Below are 15,910 nucleotides of genomic sequence, written 5' to 3'. Positions count from 1 at the left end.
ATTCACCCCGTCAGATGGTCAGTTTTCGGCCGGCGCCAACAACATAGCGTGCGAACCGGACGAGCGCCTGACCCATGTGCTGAAGTTCGAACCCGAGGCGACGGCGCTCGGCCAGATACGTCTCGATCCGCTCGGGAAGGGATAGGTGGGCGCTCATGCTGGGCTCCCTGGCCAGGGCAAGGCGACTTCGGCCAAGCCAGCGCGATCGGTCTTCGCGTAGATGAGCGAAGTGTTCAGCGAGCGGTGCCGCAGCACGTCGGCGACTTCCTTGATCGAGCCGCCGCTGTTGACCAGGCGACAGGCCAAGGTGTGGCGCAGGGCGTGCGCCCGGCCATGCGGGATACCGGCACGGCTGAAGGCGTCGCGGATCACCCGATGGATGGCATCCACGCTGACCGGTGCATCGTGTGGCGCCAAGCAACGCACGAACACGGATCGGTTGCTGGTGCGCGGACGCTCAAGCCGCAGGTACGCCTCCAGCGCCTTGCCCGTGGGGACTGGCAGTGGCAGCACATCCTGGCGGCGAGACTTCGTCCGCCTCAGCGTGAGCGTGCCGTGCTGCCAATCGATGTCGTCCAGTTGTAGCCGGTTGATCTCGATACAGCGAAGGCCCAGATCGAGGGCCAGACGGACGATCGCATAGCCGCGCTTGGGCGAGCGCAGCGCCGGGGTGAACGAATTCAGGACACGGCCGACCTCGCGAGACTGAAGCGCGCGTGGCAGCGACGCATGCGTCCAGTTGGCAGGTGAAGCGATCACGCCCAGCAAGGCTTGCACCGAATCACCGCACATAGCCCGCCAGCGCAGATAGCCACGCAAGGCGGCGTTGATGGTCACCGCGTTGCTGATCGTGTTGCGCAACTCCAACTGCTCGGCGACGAAGCGGCGGATGTCCTGCGGCTGCAGCTCTTGCAGATACAGAGGATGGCCCGCGAACTTGTGCACCAGCAGCCGCTCGATGATCCGTAGTCGGACCGAGCGGGTGCCGCTGGCCAGCCCACGGGTGTCGAGCATGTATGCGTCGTAGCGGCTCAGCTCTTCGGCGATCGGACCCGACGGTGTCGGCAAGTCCGCGATCACGCCGCGCTGGCGAAGGATGGCCAGCAGGGGCATCAAAGCCGCATGTACCTCGCGCGGATGGCGCATCACTGGCGCTCTGCAACCACAGTACGGCAGGTGATCCTGGAGAAACTGATCGATGCGGCTCTCGTCGAGCCTGTCGACCGGCAACCGGCACAGCGACATCCAGTGTGCGAAGTGCGCGACGGCGTTCAGCCATCGCCGGCTCGTGCTGGATGCGTAGCGACCGCGCTCCAGCCGTTCGACGTAGACCGGCACATACGCAGCCAGCGGACCGTCGAGCAACCAGCCTTGCAGCACCGCATGCAGGGAAGGGATCTTGGGCATGGCAAACTCCTATCCAGAAGAGGAGTTGCCGTGCTGCGCCAGCGCCGGAATTATGTCCAGCCCCGGGTTCGTCGACGCGTCAGATCACAAGCTACGCCGGGCCATCCCCAGCATCGACGTAAGCCGACTGTTCATAACTGGGATCTGAGCATAATGGCCGAAGTCTGCCTTCGTCTCGCCCGGGTTGCCGAACCGTGCTACAGGGAACTGAAGGGAGGGTATTGCTGGCCACCGCCCTCCTCAGGGCATCGGGGCCAAGCGGGCAAACAAGGGCACACTGCAAAGCGGTTTTTCGCTACGGCTCATTGATCACCTGAAGCAATCTGCCCTCATGTCCGTCGGCGTTGCCGACAGCATGCCCAGGTAGCCAAGACCTTCAAGGCTACGGTGTGTTGCGACGCACAGGTCTTTCTCTTCGCCAAGCCGTTCCCGGCGCTTTCTTCCACCCCTGGGGCAGTCACAGCCCCGGCGGGCTGTGCTGCCTCCGATTCATTCGAGGACAACACCATGCCTGCCACCCATCCTTCCAAGACGCTGCATCGCATCGACGAATGCCCCGACCTGATGGCCGACGGCTGCATCGGTGACGAGAACGGCAACCTGATCTTTCTCTCCATCTGGGCACGTGACACTGCGGTCCAGGAATTCCTCGCCCGTCTGACCCTCGGCCGGGATGAACAGGGACTGGATCAGTTCCACGTCATCACCGAGCAGGACGCATCCATCCCGGTCTTCGTCGGCAACGTCGAGAACCTGGAAAAGCGCATCACCCGCGCCTATCGGCGAACGCTGTTCGGTTCGCTGACGAATGTGTGGCTGTTCGATCGTCGCTGCGTGAAGCCAGACAAGGCCAACGCCAGCGCGCTGGCGCTTCTGCCCAGGGATTCCGCTCACCGGCTCGACCGGCTGTGGACGCTGGTGCAGGACACCTGCCCGCTGCCACTGCTCGACCACTGGCGCGACACCGTGCTGGAGCTGTTGCAGACACGGCGGATGCTGACCGGTCTTCCCTTGGCCCTCGGGCCGCTGGAAGGCCATCGGCTGGCCCTCGATGTCCCGGCGCTGACGAAGGCGTTGGGCGAGCTGATCCGCAACGGCACCCTCGGCGCCACGCAGTACGAACTGGCCGCGAACGCACCGCTTCGGCGTGTGGCGTGAGCCATCCCCACGGGCATGCGCGCCGCGCGTGCCCGCCTTCCCTCATCCATCACCAGGAGAAATCCATGACACTCATGTTTCCGCGCCTGGCGCGCAATTTCATTCGTAACGGCTACTTCCCCACGGATGAACCCACGCTCGAAAGAGCGCTCGCCGCACTGGCGCCCGCCGACGGGCCGATGTGCATCCTCGATCCCTGCGCCGGCGAAGGCGTGGCGATTGCCGAAGCCGCCCACGCCCTCGGGCGCGAGCAGGTCCAGGCCTTCGCCGTCGAGTACGACGCCGAGCGTGCCCGCCACGCACGGCAACTGGTCGATCGCTGCATCCACGGTGACCTGATGGACACGCTGATCTCGCGCCAGTCCTTCGGGCTGCTGTGGCTGAACCCGCCGTATGGCGACCTGAGCAAGGACGTGAACGGCAACATCGGCTATCAGGGCCAGGGCCGTGCGCGGCTGGAAAAGCTGTTCTATCAGCGCGCGCTGCCGCTGCTGCAGTACGGCGGCGTGCTGATCTTCATCGTGCCGTCCTACGTGCTCGACGCCGAGCTGGTCGGATGGCTGACGCGCCACTTCGCCGACCTGCGCATCTACCGTGCGGTGGAAACGCAGTTCAAGCAGGTGGTGATCTTCGGTCGCAGGATTCGTCAGCGCGACCAGGCGTCGGAGTCGGTCAAGGCCATACGTGGTCTGCTGCTGCAGATCGGACAGGGCGACGCCGAAGCCGAGGAGCTGCCGCTTGAATGGCCGTTCCTGCCGTACACCGTCCCTGCCAGCCCGGCCGAGCCGGAGCACTTCTATCGCGTGACGATGGAGCCCGAGCAGTTCGCCGATGAAGTCGGCCGGCTGCAAGGACTCTGGCCGGCGCTCGATACCCACCTGGGCGCCGCGCAGCAGTCGCTGCGTCCGCCCGCGCGGGCCTTGTCGCACTGGCATCTCGCCCTGGCCCTGGCCGCAGGCGCGATCTCCGGCGTGGTGACGTCCAAGAGCGGGCGCGTGCTCGTCGTCAAAGGTGATACCCACAAGGAGAAGACCCTCCAGACGGAGTACACCGAACGCGACGACGGCTCCGTGGCCGAGACGCGCATCCTCACCGACAAGTTCGTGCCGGTCATTCGTGCATGGGATTTGACGCTGGGCTCGCCCACGTGGGGCGAAGTGCTGACCATCCGCTGATCGCTGTTCCCTGACGGTTCGCCGTCGCTTTCATCCACCCACCGGGGTCATGTCGCCCCGATGGGGTGCCGTGGCCCCTTCTTCCAGAAGGAGAAACCACCATGGCACTCGCAGTCCTCAACCTCGCGTCACAAGCACGCTTTTCGCCAGGGCAGGTGGTCATGACCGCCGGCGTCGACGAGCTGGTCCGACAGGGCCGGCTCAACCCCTCGCCGTACCTGCGCCGCCATCTTCATGGCGATTGGGGCGACCTGGACGACAGCGATCGACGGCAGAACGACGCCGCGCTGAAGTCCGGTGAGGATCGTCTGTTCTCGTCCTACCAGGTCACGCGCGACCTGAAGCTCTGGATCATCACCGAATGGGATCGCAGCGTCACCACACTGCTGTTGCCCAGCGAATACTGATCCGCATCCAGCGGCCTCGCGCCGCTTCTTTCTTCCGACCCAGGGGCATGTCACCGCCCCGTTGGGGAGGTGCATGCCCCATTGCTTTGGAGCATCACCATGTCCCTCAATCTCGAAACCGTTCCCGAAACCGCTATGCAGGGCGACCTGCTCGAAACGGCCGCTTCACCCCTCACCCTCAGCCTGCAGGACTTCGTATCGGAGTTCGGCGACGAGCTGCTCGATTCGCTCAACCGCGCCAATCCTCCGGTCTACACCGGCCAGGTGCGGGTGCATCGGCAACTGATCCTCGCCGCGCTCAAGCGCAAGCTGTTCCCGGCGCAAGCCGATGTGGTCCACGCCGTCACCGAGCTTTTGGTCGATCGTGGCGAACGCGCCGCGATCGTCAATGGCGAGATGGGCTGCGGCAAGACGACGGTGGGTATTGCCACCGCCGCCGTGCTCAATGCCGAAGGCTACCGCCGCACCCTGGTGCTCTCGCCACCCCACCTGGTCTACAAGTGGCGGCGCGAAATCCAGGAGACGGTGGCCGGCGCCAAGGTCTGGGTGCTCAATGGCCCGGACACGCTGGTCAAGCTGCTGAAACTGCGCGAGCAGTTGGGCGTGCCGGCTCAGGGCCAGGAGTTCTTCGTCCTGGGCCGCGTGCGGATGCGGATGGGGTTCCACTGGAAACCTGCCTTCGTTCGGCGGCGCACGCCTCACGGCGACGTGGGGGCCTGCCCGGATTGCGGGCATGTCATCACCGACCTCGACGGCGAGCCGATCAACCCGGTTGAGCTGGAAGCCGAGGAGTCCCGCCGCAAGTGCAGCCACTGCCGTGCACCGCTGTGGTCGTTGATCCGTCCCAGAGGTCTGTCCGCCAGCGACCAGTCCTCGACCGTGCTCAAGGCACTGAAGCGTATTCCAACCATCGGGGAAGTCACCGCGCAGAAGCTGATGCAGAAGTTCGGCGACGCCTTCCTCGCGTCGATGCTCGGGGACAACATCCACGAGTTCATCAACCTGATGGACGACCGCGGCGAGTTGGTCTTCTCGGATCGGCAAGCTCACCGGATGGAACGCGCGATGGCCAACATGGAGTTCGGCTTCGGCGAGGGCGGCTACCAGCCGTCCGAGTTCATCAAGAGGCAGCTTCCCCAAGGTACGTTCGACCTGCTCATCGCCGACGAGGCGCACGAGTACAAGAACGGCGGCTCCGCTCAGGGCCAGGCCATGGGGGTGTTGGCGGCCAAGGCGCGCAAGACGCTGCTGCTCACCGGCACACTGATGGGCGGCTACGGCGACGACCTGTTCCACCTGCTGTTCCGAGCCCTGCCGGGGCGGATGATCGAAGACGGCTACCGGCCGACGAAGAGCGGCAGCATGACGTCGGCCGCGATGGCGTTTATGCGCGATCACGGGGTGCTCAAGGACATCTATTCCGAGAGCACCGGCACGTCGCACAAGACAGCCAAGGGCACCAAGGTATCGGTGCGCACGGTCAAGGCGCCGGGTTTCGGTCCCAAGGGCGTGCTGCGTTGCGTCCTGCCGTTCACGGTCTTCCTCAAGTTGAAGGACATCGGTGGCAACGTCCTGCCGCCCTACGACGAGGAGTTCCGCGAAGTCGCGATGGACACGGCGCAAGCCGCGGCCTACCGCGATCTGGCGGGTCGGCTGACCCAGGAGCTGAAGCAGGCCCTGGCGAAGCGCGACACGACGCTGCTCGGTGTGGTCCTCAACGTGCTGCTGGCCTGGCCGGACTGCTGCTTCCGGTCGGAAACGGTGGTGCATCCGCGCACGCGCAACACCTTGGCGTTCGTGCCGGCTCAGTTCAACGAGCTGGAGGTGATGCCCAAGGAACGCGAGCTGATCGAGATCTGCAAGCAAGAGAAGGCAGAAGGTCGCAAGACCCTGGTCTATTCGGTCTACACCGGCACGCGCGACACCACGTCGCGTTTGAAGGTGCTGCTGGAGCAGGAAGGCTTCAAGGTGGCGGTACTGCGCGCGAGCGTGGATGCCTCCCGCCGGGAAGACTGGATCGCCGAGCAGCTCGACCGTGGCATCGACGTGCTCATCACCAATCCCGAGCTGGTGAAAACCGGCCTGGACCTGCTGGAGTTCCCGACCATCGTGTTCCTCCAGTCCGGCTACAACGTGTATTCGTTGCAGCAGGCCGCCCGGCGCTCCTGGCGCATCGGCCAGAAGCAGCCGGTGCGCGTGATCTACCTGGGCTACGCCGATTCCTCGCAGATGACCTGCCTGGGGTTGATGGCCAGGAAGATCATGGTGTCGCAGAGCACGTCGGGCGATGTGCCCGAATCCGGACTCGATGTCCTGAACCAGGACGGCGACTCGGTGGAGGTGGCACTGGCACGGCAGTTGGTGCATTGAGCGGTGCTGGACTTGGCGGCCCCTTCGGGGCCGCTTTTCTTGTCTGGGTTCCTTTGGTGTTCGCACGGCGTACCGTCCTTGCCGCAGCGCAATAATAGTAGGTGCACACGGCGCAGATTTCTGAGCAATATGAACCCGCCGCGAGTGACCGTGAGCGCCAACCCATTATTCAGATTGAGATATCATTGAGCCGATTAACCGCATGTTACGCTCAAGCTCTGCCGCCGATTGATACTCGATCAGCTGAGTTCGTTCGGCGTCTTCTTCGACCGTCAGTCCACTCTGCGCTTGCTTGCGGTTCAGTATCGCCAGTCGAAGGCCTCGGTGAACGGGCGTACTTGTGTCGCGAAGCCGACTCCAGAGTCCTTCAGCGGCTTCGACCTCACCAAATCGGATTTCGTATTTGCACCGTAGCCCAACCTGAGCGTCGTGGTTGATGGCACCAAATCGTTTCTGAAGTCGCCCGAGCGTGGTCAAAGCGCCTTCGCACTCTCCTGCCTCGATCTCGCAGTTCGCTAAATTGGCGAGAACCTCAAAGGGAGGGTGGGCTATCTTTTGGTCAGCGATACGGGCGAAGCGTAGTGCATCCTCAGGGCTCCCGTTTGCTTGTTCGAAGGTAGAGCGGCGATGCTCAGCGAATCCACTTGAATCAATGCGGTCAAGGATCTCAAGGGCGCGCTCAGCAGTAGGGAGATCGCCAAGCCTAAGCGCAATCGTGCATTTCAAATCAACTACATATGGGTTATGCGGAGACTGCTGCTCGGCCTGACGAATATACTCTTCGGCGGCTGGAAGATCCCCCGTTTCAAAAAAGCAGCTTGCCAGTTCCCGGTGGATGGCGACGCCTCGGCGGCCATTGGCGAGACTCTTCTTGTAAGCCTCGATCGCTTCAGGATACTCTCGCTTCCGTCGCGCGGCGAAGCCCCGCACGTAGTACGCCTCCTTAAGTTCACCGAGGCGAAGCAGCTCGCTGATATGCTCCTCTGCTTCATCATATCGCTCTTTCCGAATGAGAGCTTGCGCGACATAGCGTCGTACATCAACGCTATCGGGCCGCACGTCCAAGGCAGACGAACCGTACTTGATAGCGAGGTCGTAGTCTTGATCGTGATAGCTCCTAGTTGCTACGTTGATCAGATCTGCGGCAAATCCAATCGCGAATCGAGAGTCAGCCTGGCTTCCTGCAAGGAGGTTGGCTCGGAAGATCGTTTGCCCGAGATCAAGTCGTGCGTCATCGTCAGGCTCATCTGCCAGGTACGCTTCAAGAAGCTCGGCCACTTTCCTGGTATCGACGCGAAGTCCGCCAAATGCTCTGTATGCTGCATCACGGATGGGCTCTGAGATGCGATAGTGCATTCCGGCAGGCATAACAAACGCGAGGTCAAGTAAGAAGTTCAGATCATCGCTTGTATCGTGTGACGTTTGCGCGCAGTACGCCACAATGACCTGAAGTGGGAGAGGGCTGAAGCTTGATAGGATCTGCAGGATCGTCTGCATGCTCGGTGTTAGCGATCTGTTCTCCTTTAAGTGCCGGAGAAACTGTTCGGCATTAAAATTCACCAATGCACGTTGATCAGTTACGACTTGCGGGATTCCGCGAAGCCGAGCCTCATCAAGAATAAATCGTACAGCGGGAGGATAGCCACGAGCGTAGGTTGCGATTGCCGTAAGCGCGGTTCGATCGAATACCAAGCCGACGTCGCGTCCGGCAATACGCAACAGATTCTGCGTTGATGTTTGATCAAGTTCGGGGACGCGCACGGACGGGCACGGGTTTTCGGCAGGTCGATACAGCCTCCTGCTTGAAACGATCATGGCGTCAGTATCCCGATCAGACGAAATCGCGTTGTACAGCGCATCGAACTCGGGTCTCATCACGCCATTCTCGGCGGCTAGGGCGCCTTCGTCGACAAATATCGGCAACGTCCCCGCTTGGCAGGCCTGACGCAACAGAGAGGTTATCTCGTCGACCAAGTTCTCCTTCGCTTTTTGCTCTTGCTGCTTCAGAAAAGCCACCAAGTCGGAGATACCCCCTGGTGAAATCGCTTCGGCGACGCGGATCGATGTCTCAGGCAAGAGATCGCCCGCGTGGAGGTTAATTGGCAATATTGAGGAAAAGGATAGGTTGTCGCGTGCAATCGCTTGGACAAGCGAGCGTCTGCCGATACCCTTTAGGCCGTAAACGATTAGAGGCGGGCGGAAATTGGGATCTGTGAAGCCTGATATGGTTTCGAGCGATTGCTCGATCTCAGCCCTACGTCCGACAAAGTATCTCGGAATGCGCTCTCCAAGACGTTGACTGATGATACGCCGGATGTCGGTGGCGATCAGACCCGGCGATGCCTCTTTCCTGATGAGCGTTGCCCGCATCCATTCAGGAAGGGCGTCGTGGGTTAGCTCCTGATCAACGATATAGGTTGTCACCTTACTGAGTGCATTCTTGATGAGCGCTTCGGAAGCGAGTTCTATTTCTAATTTAACCCAATCTCGTTGGAGCGAGGCCCGGCTTGCAAACAGAATAAATACATCTGATCGATCGATGCCTTTGATGATGGCATCACGGAATTCATCGCCAACCGAAAACTCGAACTCGTCGTAAATGACGGCTGCGCGCCCGAGATTGCGCGCAACTTCTCTCACTATATGTTTGTCAACATGTCCGTGAGATAGAAAGGCTCTTGGGAACTTTGTCATTTTTTAATCTTAGTATATTTGGCTGCATGGCGGACGCTACTCGAAGCGCAAACCAAACAACCCTCCAGTATCGGTCGCATCAGTCAGCTTCGTGTCCATGACATGAGCGCGAATATCGAAGCCCGGCTTGAACCCCTCACGTGGCAGCACGTCCGAGTTCATCGTGACGATGTATTGAAAACCAGCCGCCTCCGCCCGTTCAGCACCAAGTTGCAATGCCTTTGCGACCTGACGCTCATCGACGCCGTCGAACAGATGACTGTCGTGAATCAGGAAGCCGGGGCCGCGCCCATTCTTCAAACTGATCTCAGTCAACATGAGATCGAAGCAGAAAATCTGCATGTTGGTGATGCCCTTGCTTCGCTGTCCATCGATATGGACCTCGAATTGCGGACCACCTCCAGTTTCGGAAATCGTCAGGCTACCGGCCTTTTCGTACAGGGATTCCGATAGCGACTCAAACGCAAGGATCGCTTCGCGGGTGATGTCGCTACGTTCATGGATGTCGTCGCGGAGCGCCTTGGTCAGATTGGCTCGCTTGATATCGAGTTCGGCCTTTGTGCTTTCTATCCGCTCGGCGGTTTCAAGCCGTTGGCGCAATCCTTCGACCTCGGCCTCGGCCCTTCCGGCTTCCTCACGCAAGGACACATAATGCTCAAGTGCCCCGCCGGAACGCAGGACTCCCATGATCTGCCGGCGCCGACGGTCGCGCTCGGAGATCCTCTGATCCCGCTCGACAACCCGTGCCTCTGCCGAGGCGATCTCGGCATTCAAATGCGCGCGCCGGTTTTCGATGATGGCCCGATGGAAGAGTTCGACCTCATCAAAACGCCGCCGTACCATATCGGGCAGGACGACACCGGCTTCGGCATAGAGCTTCGTTACATCACCCAGATCCGGCGCGTCTTCGTCGGCCAACGATGCTCGAAGCTGTTGCAGGAGATTGCCATCGATCACGTTCTCTACGTTCAGGCTGTCGATGTCGCGCGTGATCTCATTGGCTTCCTGCTCAAGTGCCTTGTATTCAGGCACAACCTCAAACGTTTCGAGCTGGCTGCGGAGTCGTTTGGCGTGGGCCTCGGCGATAGTTAGCCGTGTCCGAAGATCGGCGGCCTTACCGAAGAAGCGGCCGAGGTCGCCGCTGCGGGCAGCCTTCCGTAATTCCTGCGCGACCTTTTCCTGCGCCCTCAGTTCCTGGAACCGGCCAGGAATGCTCCAATCGAGACCGAGCAAATAGCAGATCGAGACCTGCTGGTCCCAGCTTTGCTGCATCGTCGAATGCTGCATCGGCTGCTGGAAACCGCCGCCATTTTGCCGCCTGACAAAGTAGGAGAAGAGCGAACGGAACGACGGCTGGAAGCGCTCGACCTCATCGCCGGCCGAGATGGGCAAGCCAAACCAGAGATGCCCGAGATTGGCCTTCCAATTTTCGTTGGATAGTTCGAACAATCCGGCGCGCTGATCAAATTGCGGCGCGATCGGCCACGATTCCACAGCCCCGTTGACGAGGATGCGGCTAGGCTTGGTGCCACTGCGGGCGGCCGATACGGTCTCGCCGGCGATGTCGACGGTGACGTCGAAGGTCCAAGGTGCCAGCGCCTCCGAGCGGAAAATGTTCTCCTTGCGCACATCGGCTCCGAACAGGAAATGCACCAGTTCGATAAAGCTGGTCTTACCTGCACCGTTTCTCGACTGTCGGTCGTTCGCACCTTCGCTCTTGTCGGCGAGCAGGACGTTCAAGCCGGGCTGGAAGTTCAGCGCCTTGAAGGAAGCGAGATCGCTTCCAAAGCGTCGGATCATGGCCGAGTCCTCCGCACCAAGCCGCGATCGAACTCAAGCGCGCCGATCATGTAGAGCAGGTCCAGCGACAGGACGAACCACTGGTAGTCAATTGGGGCATTGGGCGCGTGCAGGGAGCGACGGCCACGCACCTCGTCCCATAGCCGCGACATAGTCAGCGGCCGCTTAAGGATGTCGAGGACTTCTGCACCGACGCCAATGAGTGCGCGGTCGGAACGAACATGCTTCGTCGGCAGAATCATGACGCCTCCACGGAAGCAATCGGGTCTTCGAAGATGTCGCAGCTATCGAAGAAATACGCGAGAACCGCTAGAGCTGCGCCCTGACGCTTGGGCTCGCCATTGAATCCGGCATAGTCCTGAAGATGCCTGAAGATCGTGTCGGCCGGCAGGTCAAGCGCCTTCAACTCCGCATAACGCAGACGGAAGGCTTCGGCGATGCGCTCACCGAGATCGGGGCGCGGGCTCTTGCGGAAGAAGGCATCGGCGAGCGCAGATTTGCGACGACCAATTCGCAGAAAGAGACCGGACTCATCCGAGAGCGCATTCTTCTCCAGCTTCTCTGACGAGGGCGGTGTCAGGGGTGGATCACCCGGATTAGGTTCCTGCCGTTGAAGCGCCTCGATAATTGGCACCAGATCAGACATGACAAGCCGGTCCACAATGGCGATTGAGGCGGCGGGGCCAAAGAGGGCCTGAAGGGCAGACAGATCAAGGCCCATGGCGAGCGTGAGCAGTTCTGGCTCGGACCAAGTCGCGATCTTGAGCGGCGCGTAGGCATTGCGAAGGCCATCGAGATGCTGAACGGCGTTAGGCGGCAGGCCACGGCCATCATTGTGGACGAGCACCCATTCCTGCATGTTGTCGGCCCAATGCACGCGGGCGCCATGGAAATCCCCATTGATCTTCGCGATAAGCTCGGTTTCCTTCATCGCCTCGGGCGCATAGCACTGGAACACCGAGCCCGTGCTAATCCGAAGTCCATCGCATTTCAGATCCCCATAAAGACCATAGGGGCGAACCTCCTCGAAATCGGGGCCGAAGGCGTAGCCCGCCAGACGCACGAACCAGTCCTGAAAAGCGGTACCCTTCTGGGTATGGAACGCCAAACGGAACCGATCGACGTAGATGGATCGCTGCAGTTCATCCATGGCGCCGCCTTGGCGACGATTCGTCATTTTTTCTCCGGGTCGACAGCTTTGCCGCCATGACAGCCGAAACTGTACCGAGATGATGGATGCGCAGCACCGGCCGTTCTGGCAGCTTGACAGTCAATTCCAGCTCCCCCCCGATGGCTTCGACATAGCTGCGTAACGTCGAGAGATACATGTCGGTTTGCTTCTCGATCTTGGATACCGATGGCTGTTTGATGTTCAGAGCAGATGCGATGTCGGCTTGCCCCTTGCCGGCGAGTTGCCGCAACTCTCGCAAACCTTCGACCTCGTGCGAAACCATAGGCTTGGGCGGCTCGTTCGGATCGCCTGATCCGCGGTTACGAGTAAAAGCCATCAAATTTCCCCATATTCAGAATCGAGGTACCAGCGATACAGAACCGCCACGACCCAGCCATGCAATCGACTCCAGCTCGGCCGGAGAAATATAGCCCGAAAGCTATATTGCAGTCAAAGAAAGAGGCTGATTCAAGTAGGCAATCCACTCTGGCTGCCTCAAATCGTCATCTATTGCTAATCATTAAATAGCGCGCATCATCTGGTTGGTTAGAAAGAAGATGGTTGAGCGCCGGTTCCCTTTCTTTGCTGCCTTCGACTTCTCACGCATCGAAGGTGTCGGCTCCGCTACAGGAGCCGAATCATGCATCGATCTTCACCTTTCCACCCCATTGTTCACCGACTGGCTACTGTCGGTCTACTTTCGGCTGGGGCTATGTTGGCGGCCGGCTGCGCCACCACGGAACAGCCGCAAGGACAGGCAGGGATCATCGAAAGCCCTGCGGACGAGCCTGCTCCGGGCCTGATCCTGATCGCCCGCTACGGCCGCTACACGCTGATCGAGCTGGTACCCGACGCCGCGCAGCGTGACCTGCTGCAGCAGGTCATCGACATCTCCATCCCCACCACGGCGGACGCAACTGTGGGCGATGCCATGCGCCACGTGTTGCTGCGCTCCGGCTACCGGCTCTGCGATGCGACCGAAGCCGCCACGCTCTACGCGCTGCCGCTGCCTGCCGCACACCTGCGCCTGGGTCCGCTGATGCTGCGCGATGCCTTGCTGACCCTTGCCGGCCCGGCCTGGGAGCTGTCGGTCGATGACTTGACCCGCCAGGTCTGCTTCAGCCGGCACGGTGCTCCCACCTTCCTTTCCGCCAACCCGCCCGGCACCGCCACGCCCGCGCCGGACGCCGACCGGCCCGAGGAGATGCAGCCATGACCTTTCCCCAGGCGCCATCCGAGCGCAATTCCCGCACGCGCTGGCTCAAGATCGCCGCGGCCTTCTGGCTGCTGCTCATCAGTGCCGTGGCACTCATCAACAGCGTCGGCCTGTCTCGGCTCGCCGAACAGACCCAGAGCAGCGCACAGGATGCGCAGGTCAAGGCGCTGGGCCTGCGCGTGGCCGATCTCGAACACCAGGCCAATGCGGACAAGCGCCGGCCGGTGCCGATCAGCCAGGCCGAATTCGCCAACGCGCGGCAGGCGCTGGACGAACGGATGACGCGCCTCGAAGAGGCCGATGAGGCGAGGGCCTTGGCCGTCGACCTGCAGACGCTGCTGGCGCGCGTGAACGCAATCGAAACCCGCCTGGAGAAAACCCGGCAGGTGGCATCCGCCGCTCGCCCGCGCACTCCGGTTGCGACGAAGCCCAAGGTGCCGGAGCCGCCGTTCCGGGTGCTCGGCGTGGAGCTGCGGGGAGGCGAGCGCTTTCTGTCGATCACCTCCACCGCCGCGGCCTCGCTCGCGGGCGCCCGGCTGCTGCGCGAGGGCGACGCCGCGGGCGGCTGGCAACTGCAGTCCATCGAGGCGCAGGCGGGCGTGTTCCAGGTGAACGGCCAGACGCAGCGCGTTGCGGTGCCGTAGGAGGTCGCCATGAACCTGCGGCCGTTGCTCGCTGCCGTCGTCCTGTTCGCCACTTTCGGCGCATCCGCCCAACCGGCCCCGGTGACGAACTCGCGCATGGTGCCCGTTCAAGTGCAGCCGGGCGCTGATGCCGCGCTCGACGAGAGGCAGGCGCGGGAGTGGGGGCTTCGCTCCGAGGAGTGGGCGCGTTACCGGCAACTGATGCAGGGGCCGCTCGGGGTCTATTCGCCCCAGCTCGATCCGCTCACGACGCTGGGCATCGAGGCCCGCAGCGAGGAGGAGCGCAGGCGCTACGCCGAGCTGCAGGTGCAGGCCGAGGCCCGGCGCGTCGGCAAGACGCTGGCCTACCAGCGGGCCTACGACGCGGCGTGGCAGCGCCTGTTTCCCGGCCAGCCGCGCGTGAGCCTGCCCGGCGCCAAGGCGCAGGGTGCCGGCAACACCGGCTCCGGGCGCCTGGCGGTCTTCGTCAAGGCCGACTGCGCACCGTGCGCGCAGCGCGTGCAGCAATTGCAGGCGGCCGGCACGGACTTCGATCTCTACATGGTCGGCAGCCGTCAGGACGACGCGCGCATCCGGCAGTGGGCCACCCAGGCGGGCATCGACCCGGCCAGGGTGCGCGCCCGCACCATCACGCTCAACCACGATGCGGGGCGCTGGCTGTCGCTCGGCCTGCCCGGCGAGCTGCCGGCCGTGGTGCGCGAGGTGAACGGCCAATGGCAGCGGCAATAGGTACTCCGGGCCGGGAGCGTCGGCCGTCCCGCGTCGTCATCCGCTGCGCCAGCGCTGTGCTGCTGCTCGCCACCGGCGGCTGGGCGATGGCCGCCCTAGCGCGGGAAGTGCCGCCGCCGGCCTATCGACTGGCGGCGCATCGCGCAGACGTGCCGGCGGCGGTGCTGTACGCGGTGGCCTTGCAGGAGAGCGGCGCCATGCTGCGCGGGCGTCTGATCCCCTGGCCGTGGACGCTCAACGTCGCCGGCACGCCGCAGCGCTATGCCACCCGCGCCGAGGCCTGCGCGGGGCTGCACCGTGCGCTCGCCCACACGCCGGCCAATCGCATTGACGCCGGCCTCGGCCAGGTCAATCTCGGCTACCACACGCATCGCTACACGCAGCCCTGCGAGCTGCTGGACCCGTACCGCAACCTCGCCATCGCTGCGGAAATCCTGCGCGAACAGCACACACCGGGCGAGGACTGGCTGCTTGCCATCGGCCGCTACCACCGGCCCGCCGGCGGGGCACCCGCGGCGCGCTACCGGCGCAGTGTGCATCGGCACCTGACCCGCGTGCTCGACCCCGGCGTTCCCGTTCCAACCCTCCAGGCCACCACGCCATGAACCACATCGTCCTCATCGCCGCCATCGGGCTGCTGTCCACGACCGCCGTCTTCGCCCAGACCGTCTCTGCGCCGCTGATCATCGTCGAAGACCGCGGCGGCACCTCCGCGCTGCCGTACTACCAGTCGCTGAATCCTCAGCCGGATCAGGCCGCACCGCCGGCCTCGATGCCGGCCCCTCGCGTGGGCAACGCGGCCGACGCCGAAGCCGCCATGCTGCCGGTGCGCTCGACGCAACTGTCGCCGGGCGAGGTGCAGCGCCGCGTCATCCGGGCGCCGGGCCTGACGGCGCTGTTCCTGATCGGCGACGACGAGCGTTCGCGCGCCTGGCTGCGGCAGCGGCAGGCCGCGCTGCGCGAGCTGCAGGCCGTGGGCCTGGTGGTCAACGTGGAGTCGATGGCCGCGCTGACGGCGCTGCGCAGGCTGGCGCCCGGCCTGACCCTCTCGCCGGCCTCCGGCGACGACCTGGCCCAGCGCCTGGGCCTGCGCCACTACCCGGTGCTCATCACGTCCACCGGCGTCGAGCAGTAGGTGC

At 62.9% G+C, this 15,910-nt stretch carries 16 protein-coding genes; 9 read left to right on the top strand and 7 right to left on the bottom strand.

The window, feature by feature from the left end; translation table 11 throughout:
• Nucleotides 1-10 precede the first annotated feature (10 nt).
• Together GH664_RS05730 and GH664_RS05725 are read right to left on the bottom strand one after the other, a co-directional pair.
• Nucleotides 11-157, bottom strand: a complete 147-nt coding sequence (locus GH664_RS05730; protein WP_153167127.1) for a hypothetical protein — start codon at nucleotides 155-157, stop codon at nucleotides 11-13.
• Nucleotides 154-1,407, bottom strand: coding sequence for a site-specific integrase (locus GH664_RS05725; RefSeq protein WP_034050597.1), 1,254 nt, complete (start codon nucleotides 1,405-1,407; stop codon nucleotides 154-156). Before GH664_RS05725 ends, GH664_RS05730 begins: the two co-directional genes overlap by 4 nt.
• 507 nt (nucleotides 1,408-1,914) lie before the next feature.
• Here GH664_RS05725 and GH664_RS05720 point away from each other — a divergent pair.
• The 4 genes from GH664_RS05720 (at nucleotide 1,915) to GH664_RS05705 (ending at nucleotide 6,517) form a co-directional block, all read left to right on the top strand.
• Nucleotides 1,915-2,565, top strand: coding sequence for a hypothetical protein (locus tag GH664_RS05720; RefSeq protein ID WP_034050599.1), 651 nt, complete (start codon nucleotides 1,915-1,917; stop codon nucleotides 2,563-2,565).
• 65 nt (nucleotides 2,566-2,630) lie between these two features.
• Nucleotides 2,631-3,740 carry a DUF6094 domain-containing protein gene (locus tag GH664_RS05715; RefSeq protein ID WP_034050601.1) on the top strand — a complete coding sequence of 370 codons (1,110 nt, stop codon included), beginning with the start codon at nucleotides 2,631-2,633 and terminating at the stop codon, nucleotides 3,738-3,740.
• A 101-nt stretch (nucleotides 3,741-3,841) separates the two neighbouring features.
• Nucleotides 3,842-4,147 (top strand): hypothetical protein, encoded by a 306-nt coding sequence (locus GH664_RS05710; RefSeq protein ID WP_023124349.1) that lies wholly within the window; start codon nucleotides 3,842-3,844, stop codon nucleotides 4,145-4,147.
• A 99-nt stretch (nucleotides 4,148-4,246) separates the two neighbouring features.
• Nucleotides 4,247-6,517 (top strand): helicase-related protein, encoded by a 2,271-nt coding sequence (locus GH664_RS05705; RefSeq protein ID WP_194270330.1) that lies wholly within the window; start codon nucleotides 4,247-4,249, stop codon nucleotides 6,515-6,517.
• A gap of 165 nt (nucleotides 6,518-6,682) precedes the next feature.
• On the opposite strand, the gene GH664_RS05700 is transcribed toward GH664_RS05705, so the two are convergent.
• From GH664_RS05700 to GH664_RS05680, 5 genes are read right to left on the bottom strand one after another with little or no spacing between them, the layout of a single operon-like run.
• Nucleotides 6,683-9,211, bottom strand: coding sequence for a toll/interleukin-1 receptor domain-containing protein (locus tag GH664_RS05700; RefSeq protein ID WP_153167125.1), 2,529 nt, complete (start codon nucleotides 9,209-9,211; stop codon nucleotides 6,683-6,685).
• 36 nt (nucleotides 9,212-9,247) lie between these two features.
• Nucleotides 9,248-11,011 (bottom strand): ABC-three component system protein, encoded by a 1,764-nt coding sequence (locus GH664_RS05695; RefSeq protein ID WP_004255013.1) that lies wholly within the window; start codon nucleotides 11,009-11,011, stop codon nucleotides 9,248-9,250.
• A complete protein-coding gene (locus GH664_RS05690) occupies nucleotides 11,008-11,253 on the bottom strand; it encodes an ABC-three component system middle component 6 (protein ID WP_003294127.1) in 246 nt (81 codons plus the stop codon). Before GH664_RS05690 ends, GH664_RS05695 begins: the two co-directional genes overlap by 4 nt.
• Nucleotides 11,250-12,188: an ABC-three component system protein gene (locus GH664_RS05685; protein ID WP_228111397.1), complete on the bottom strand. Its 939-nt coding sequence runs from the start codon at nucleotides 12,186-12,188 to the stop codon at nucleotides 11,250-11,252. The genes GH664_RS05690 and GH664_RS05685 overlap by 4 nt, the downstream gene beginning before the upstream one ends.
• A complete protein-coding gene (locus GH664_RS05680; protein WP_023124346.1) occupies nucleotides 12,154-12,519 on the bottom strand; it encodes an XRE family transcriptional regulator in 366 nt (121 codons plus the stop codon). Before GH664_RS05680 ends, GH664_RS05685 begins: the two co-directional genes overlap by 35 nt.
• Before the next feature lie 375 nt (nucleotides 12,520-12,894).
• Here GH664_RS05680 and GH664_RS05675 point away from each other — a divergent pair, with 375 nt between their 5' ends.
• Genes GH664_RS05675 through GH664_RS05655 form a run of 5 tightly spaced genes read left to right on the top strand, consistent with a single transcriptional unit; the run spans nucleotide 12,895 to nucleotide 15,906 of the window.
• Nucleotides 12,895-13,398 carry a PilL N-terminal domain-containing protein gene (locus GH664_RS05675; protein WP_228111396.1) on the top strand — a complete coding sequence of 168 codons (504 nt, stop codon included), beginning with the start codon at nucleotides 12,895-12,897 and terminating at the stop codon, nucleotides 13,396-13,398.
• A complete protein-coding gene (locus tag GH664_RS05670) occupies nucleotides 13,395-14,042 on the top strand; it encodes a hypothetical protein (protein WP_153167123.1) in 648 nt (215 codons plus the stop codon). The genes GH664_RS05675 and GH664_RS05670 overlap by 4 nt, the downstream gene beginning before the upstream one ends.
• A gap of 9 nt (nucleotides 14,043-14,051) precedes the next feature.
• A complete protein-coding gene (locus GH664_RS05665) occupies nucleotides 14,052-14,771 on the top strand; it encodes a TIGR03759 family integrating conjugative element protein (RefSeq protein WP_153167122.1) in 720 nt (239 codons plus the stop codon).
• Nucleotides 14,756-15,376, top strand: coding sequence for a lytic transglycosylase domain-containing protein (locus GH664_RS05660; RefSeq protein WP_153167121.1), 621 nt, complete (start codon nucleotides 14,756-14,758; stop codon nucleotides 15,374-15,376). The genes GH664_RS05665 and GH664_RS05660 overlap by 16 nt, the downstream gene beginning before the upstream one ends.
• A complete protein-coding gene (locus tag GH664_RS05655) occupies nucleotides 15,373-15,906 on the top strand; it encodes an integrating conjugative element protein (protein ID WP_153167120.1) in 534 nt (177 codons plus the stop codon). The genes GH664_RS05660 and GH664_RS05655 overlap by 4 nt, the downstream gene beginning before the upstream one ends.
• The last annotated feature ends 4 nt before the right edge of the window (nucleotides 15,907-15,910 follow it).

The sequence above is a fragment of the Thauera sp. 2A1 genome (assembly GCF_009469595.2).
Lineage (GTDB): Bacteria > Pseudomonadota > Gammaproteobacteria > Burkholderiales > Rhodocyclaceae > Thauera.
This window is presented reverse-complemented; position numbering and strand designations above follow the sequence as displayed.

Coding starts and splice junctions, on each gene's coding strand:
- GH664_RS05730 (WP_153167127.1), bottom strand. CDS start 157: ATGAGCGCCCACCTATCCCTTCCCGAGCGGATCGAGACGTATCTGGCC.
- GH664_RS05725 (WP_034050597.1), bottom strand. CDS start 1,407: ATGCCCAAGATCCCTTCCCTGCATGCGGTGCTGCAAGGCTGGTTGCTC.
- GH664_RS05720 (WP_034050599.1), top strand. CDS start 1,915: ATGCCTGCCACCCATCCTTCCAAGACGCTGCATCGCATCGACGAATGC.
- GH664_RS05715 (WP_034050601.1), top strand. CDS start 2,631: ATGACACTCATGTTTCCGCGCCTGGCGCGCAATTTCATTCGTAACGGC.
- GH664_RS05710 (WP_023124349.1), top strand. CDS start 3,842: ATGGCACTCGCAGTCCTCAACCTCGCGTCACAAGCACGCTTTTCGCCA.
- GH664_RS05705 (WP_194270330.1), top strand. CDS start 4,247: ATGTCCCTCAATCTCGAAACCGTTCCCGAAACCGCTATGCAGGGCGAC.
- GH664_RS05700 (WP_153167125.1), bottom strand. CDS start 9,211: ATGACAAAGTTCCCAAGAGCCTTTCTATCTCACGGACATGTTGACAAA.
- GH664_RS05695 (WP_004255013.1), bottom strand. CDS start 11,011: ATGATCCGACGCTTTGGAAGCGATCTCGCTTCCTTCAAGGCGCTGAAC.
- GH664_RS05690 (WP_003294127.1), bottom strand. CDS start 11,253: ATGATTCTGCCGACGAAGCATGTTCGTTCCGACCGCGCACTCATTGGC.
- GH664_RS05685 (WP_228111397.1), bottom strand. CDS start 12,188: ATGACGAATCGTCGCCAAGGCGGCGCCATGGATGAACTGCAGCGATCC.
- GH664_RS05680 (WP_023124346.1), bottom strand. CDS start 12,519: ATGGCTTTTACTCGTAACCGCGGATCAGGCGATCCGAACGAGCCGCCC.
- GH664_RS05675 (WP_228111396.1), top strand. CDS start 12,895: ATGTTGGCGGCCGGCTGCGCCACCACGGAACAGCCGCAAGGACAGGCA.
- GH664_RS05670 (WP_153167123.1), top strand. CDS start 13,395: ATGACCTTTCCCCAGGCGCCATCCGAGCGCAATTCCCGCACGCGCTGG.
- GH664_RS05665 (WP_153167122.1), top strand. CDS start 14,052: ATGAACCTGCGGCCGTTGCTCGCTGCCGTCGTCCTGTTCGCCACTTTC.
- GH664_RS05660 (WP_153167121.1), top strand. CDS start 14,756: ATGGCAGCGGCAATAGGTACTCCGGGCCGGGAGCGTCGGCCGTCCCGC.
- GH664_RS05655 (WP_153167120.1), top strand. CDS start 15,373: ATGAACCACATCGTCCTCATCGCCGCCATCGGGCTGCTGTCCACGACC.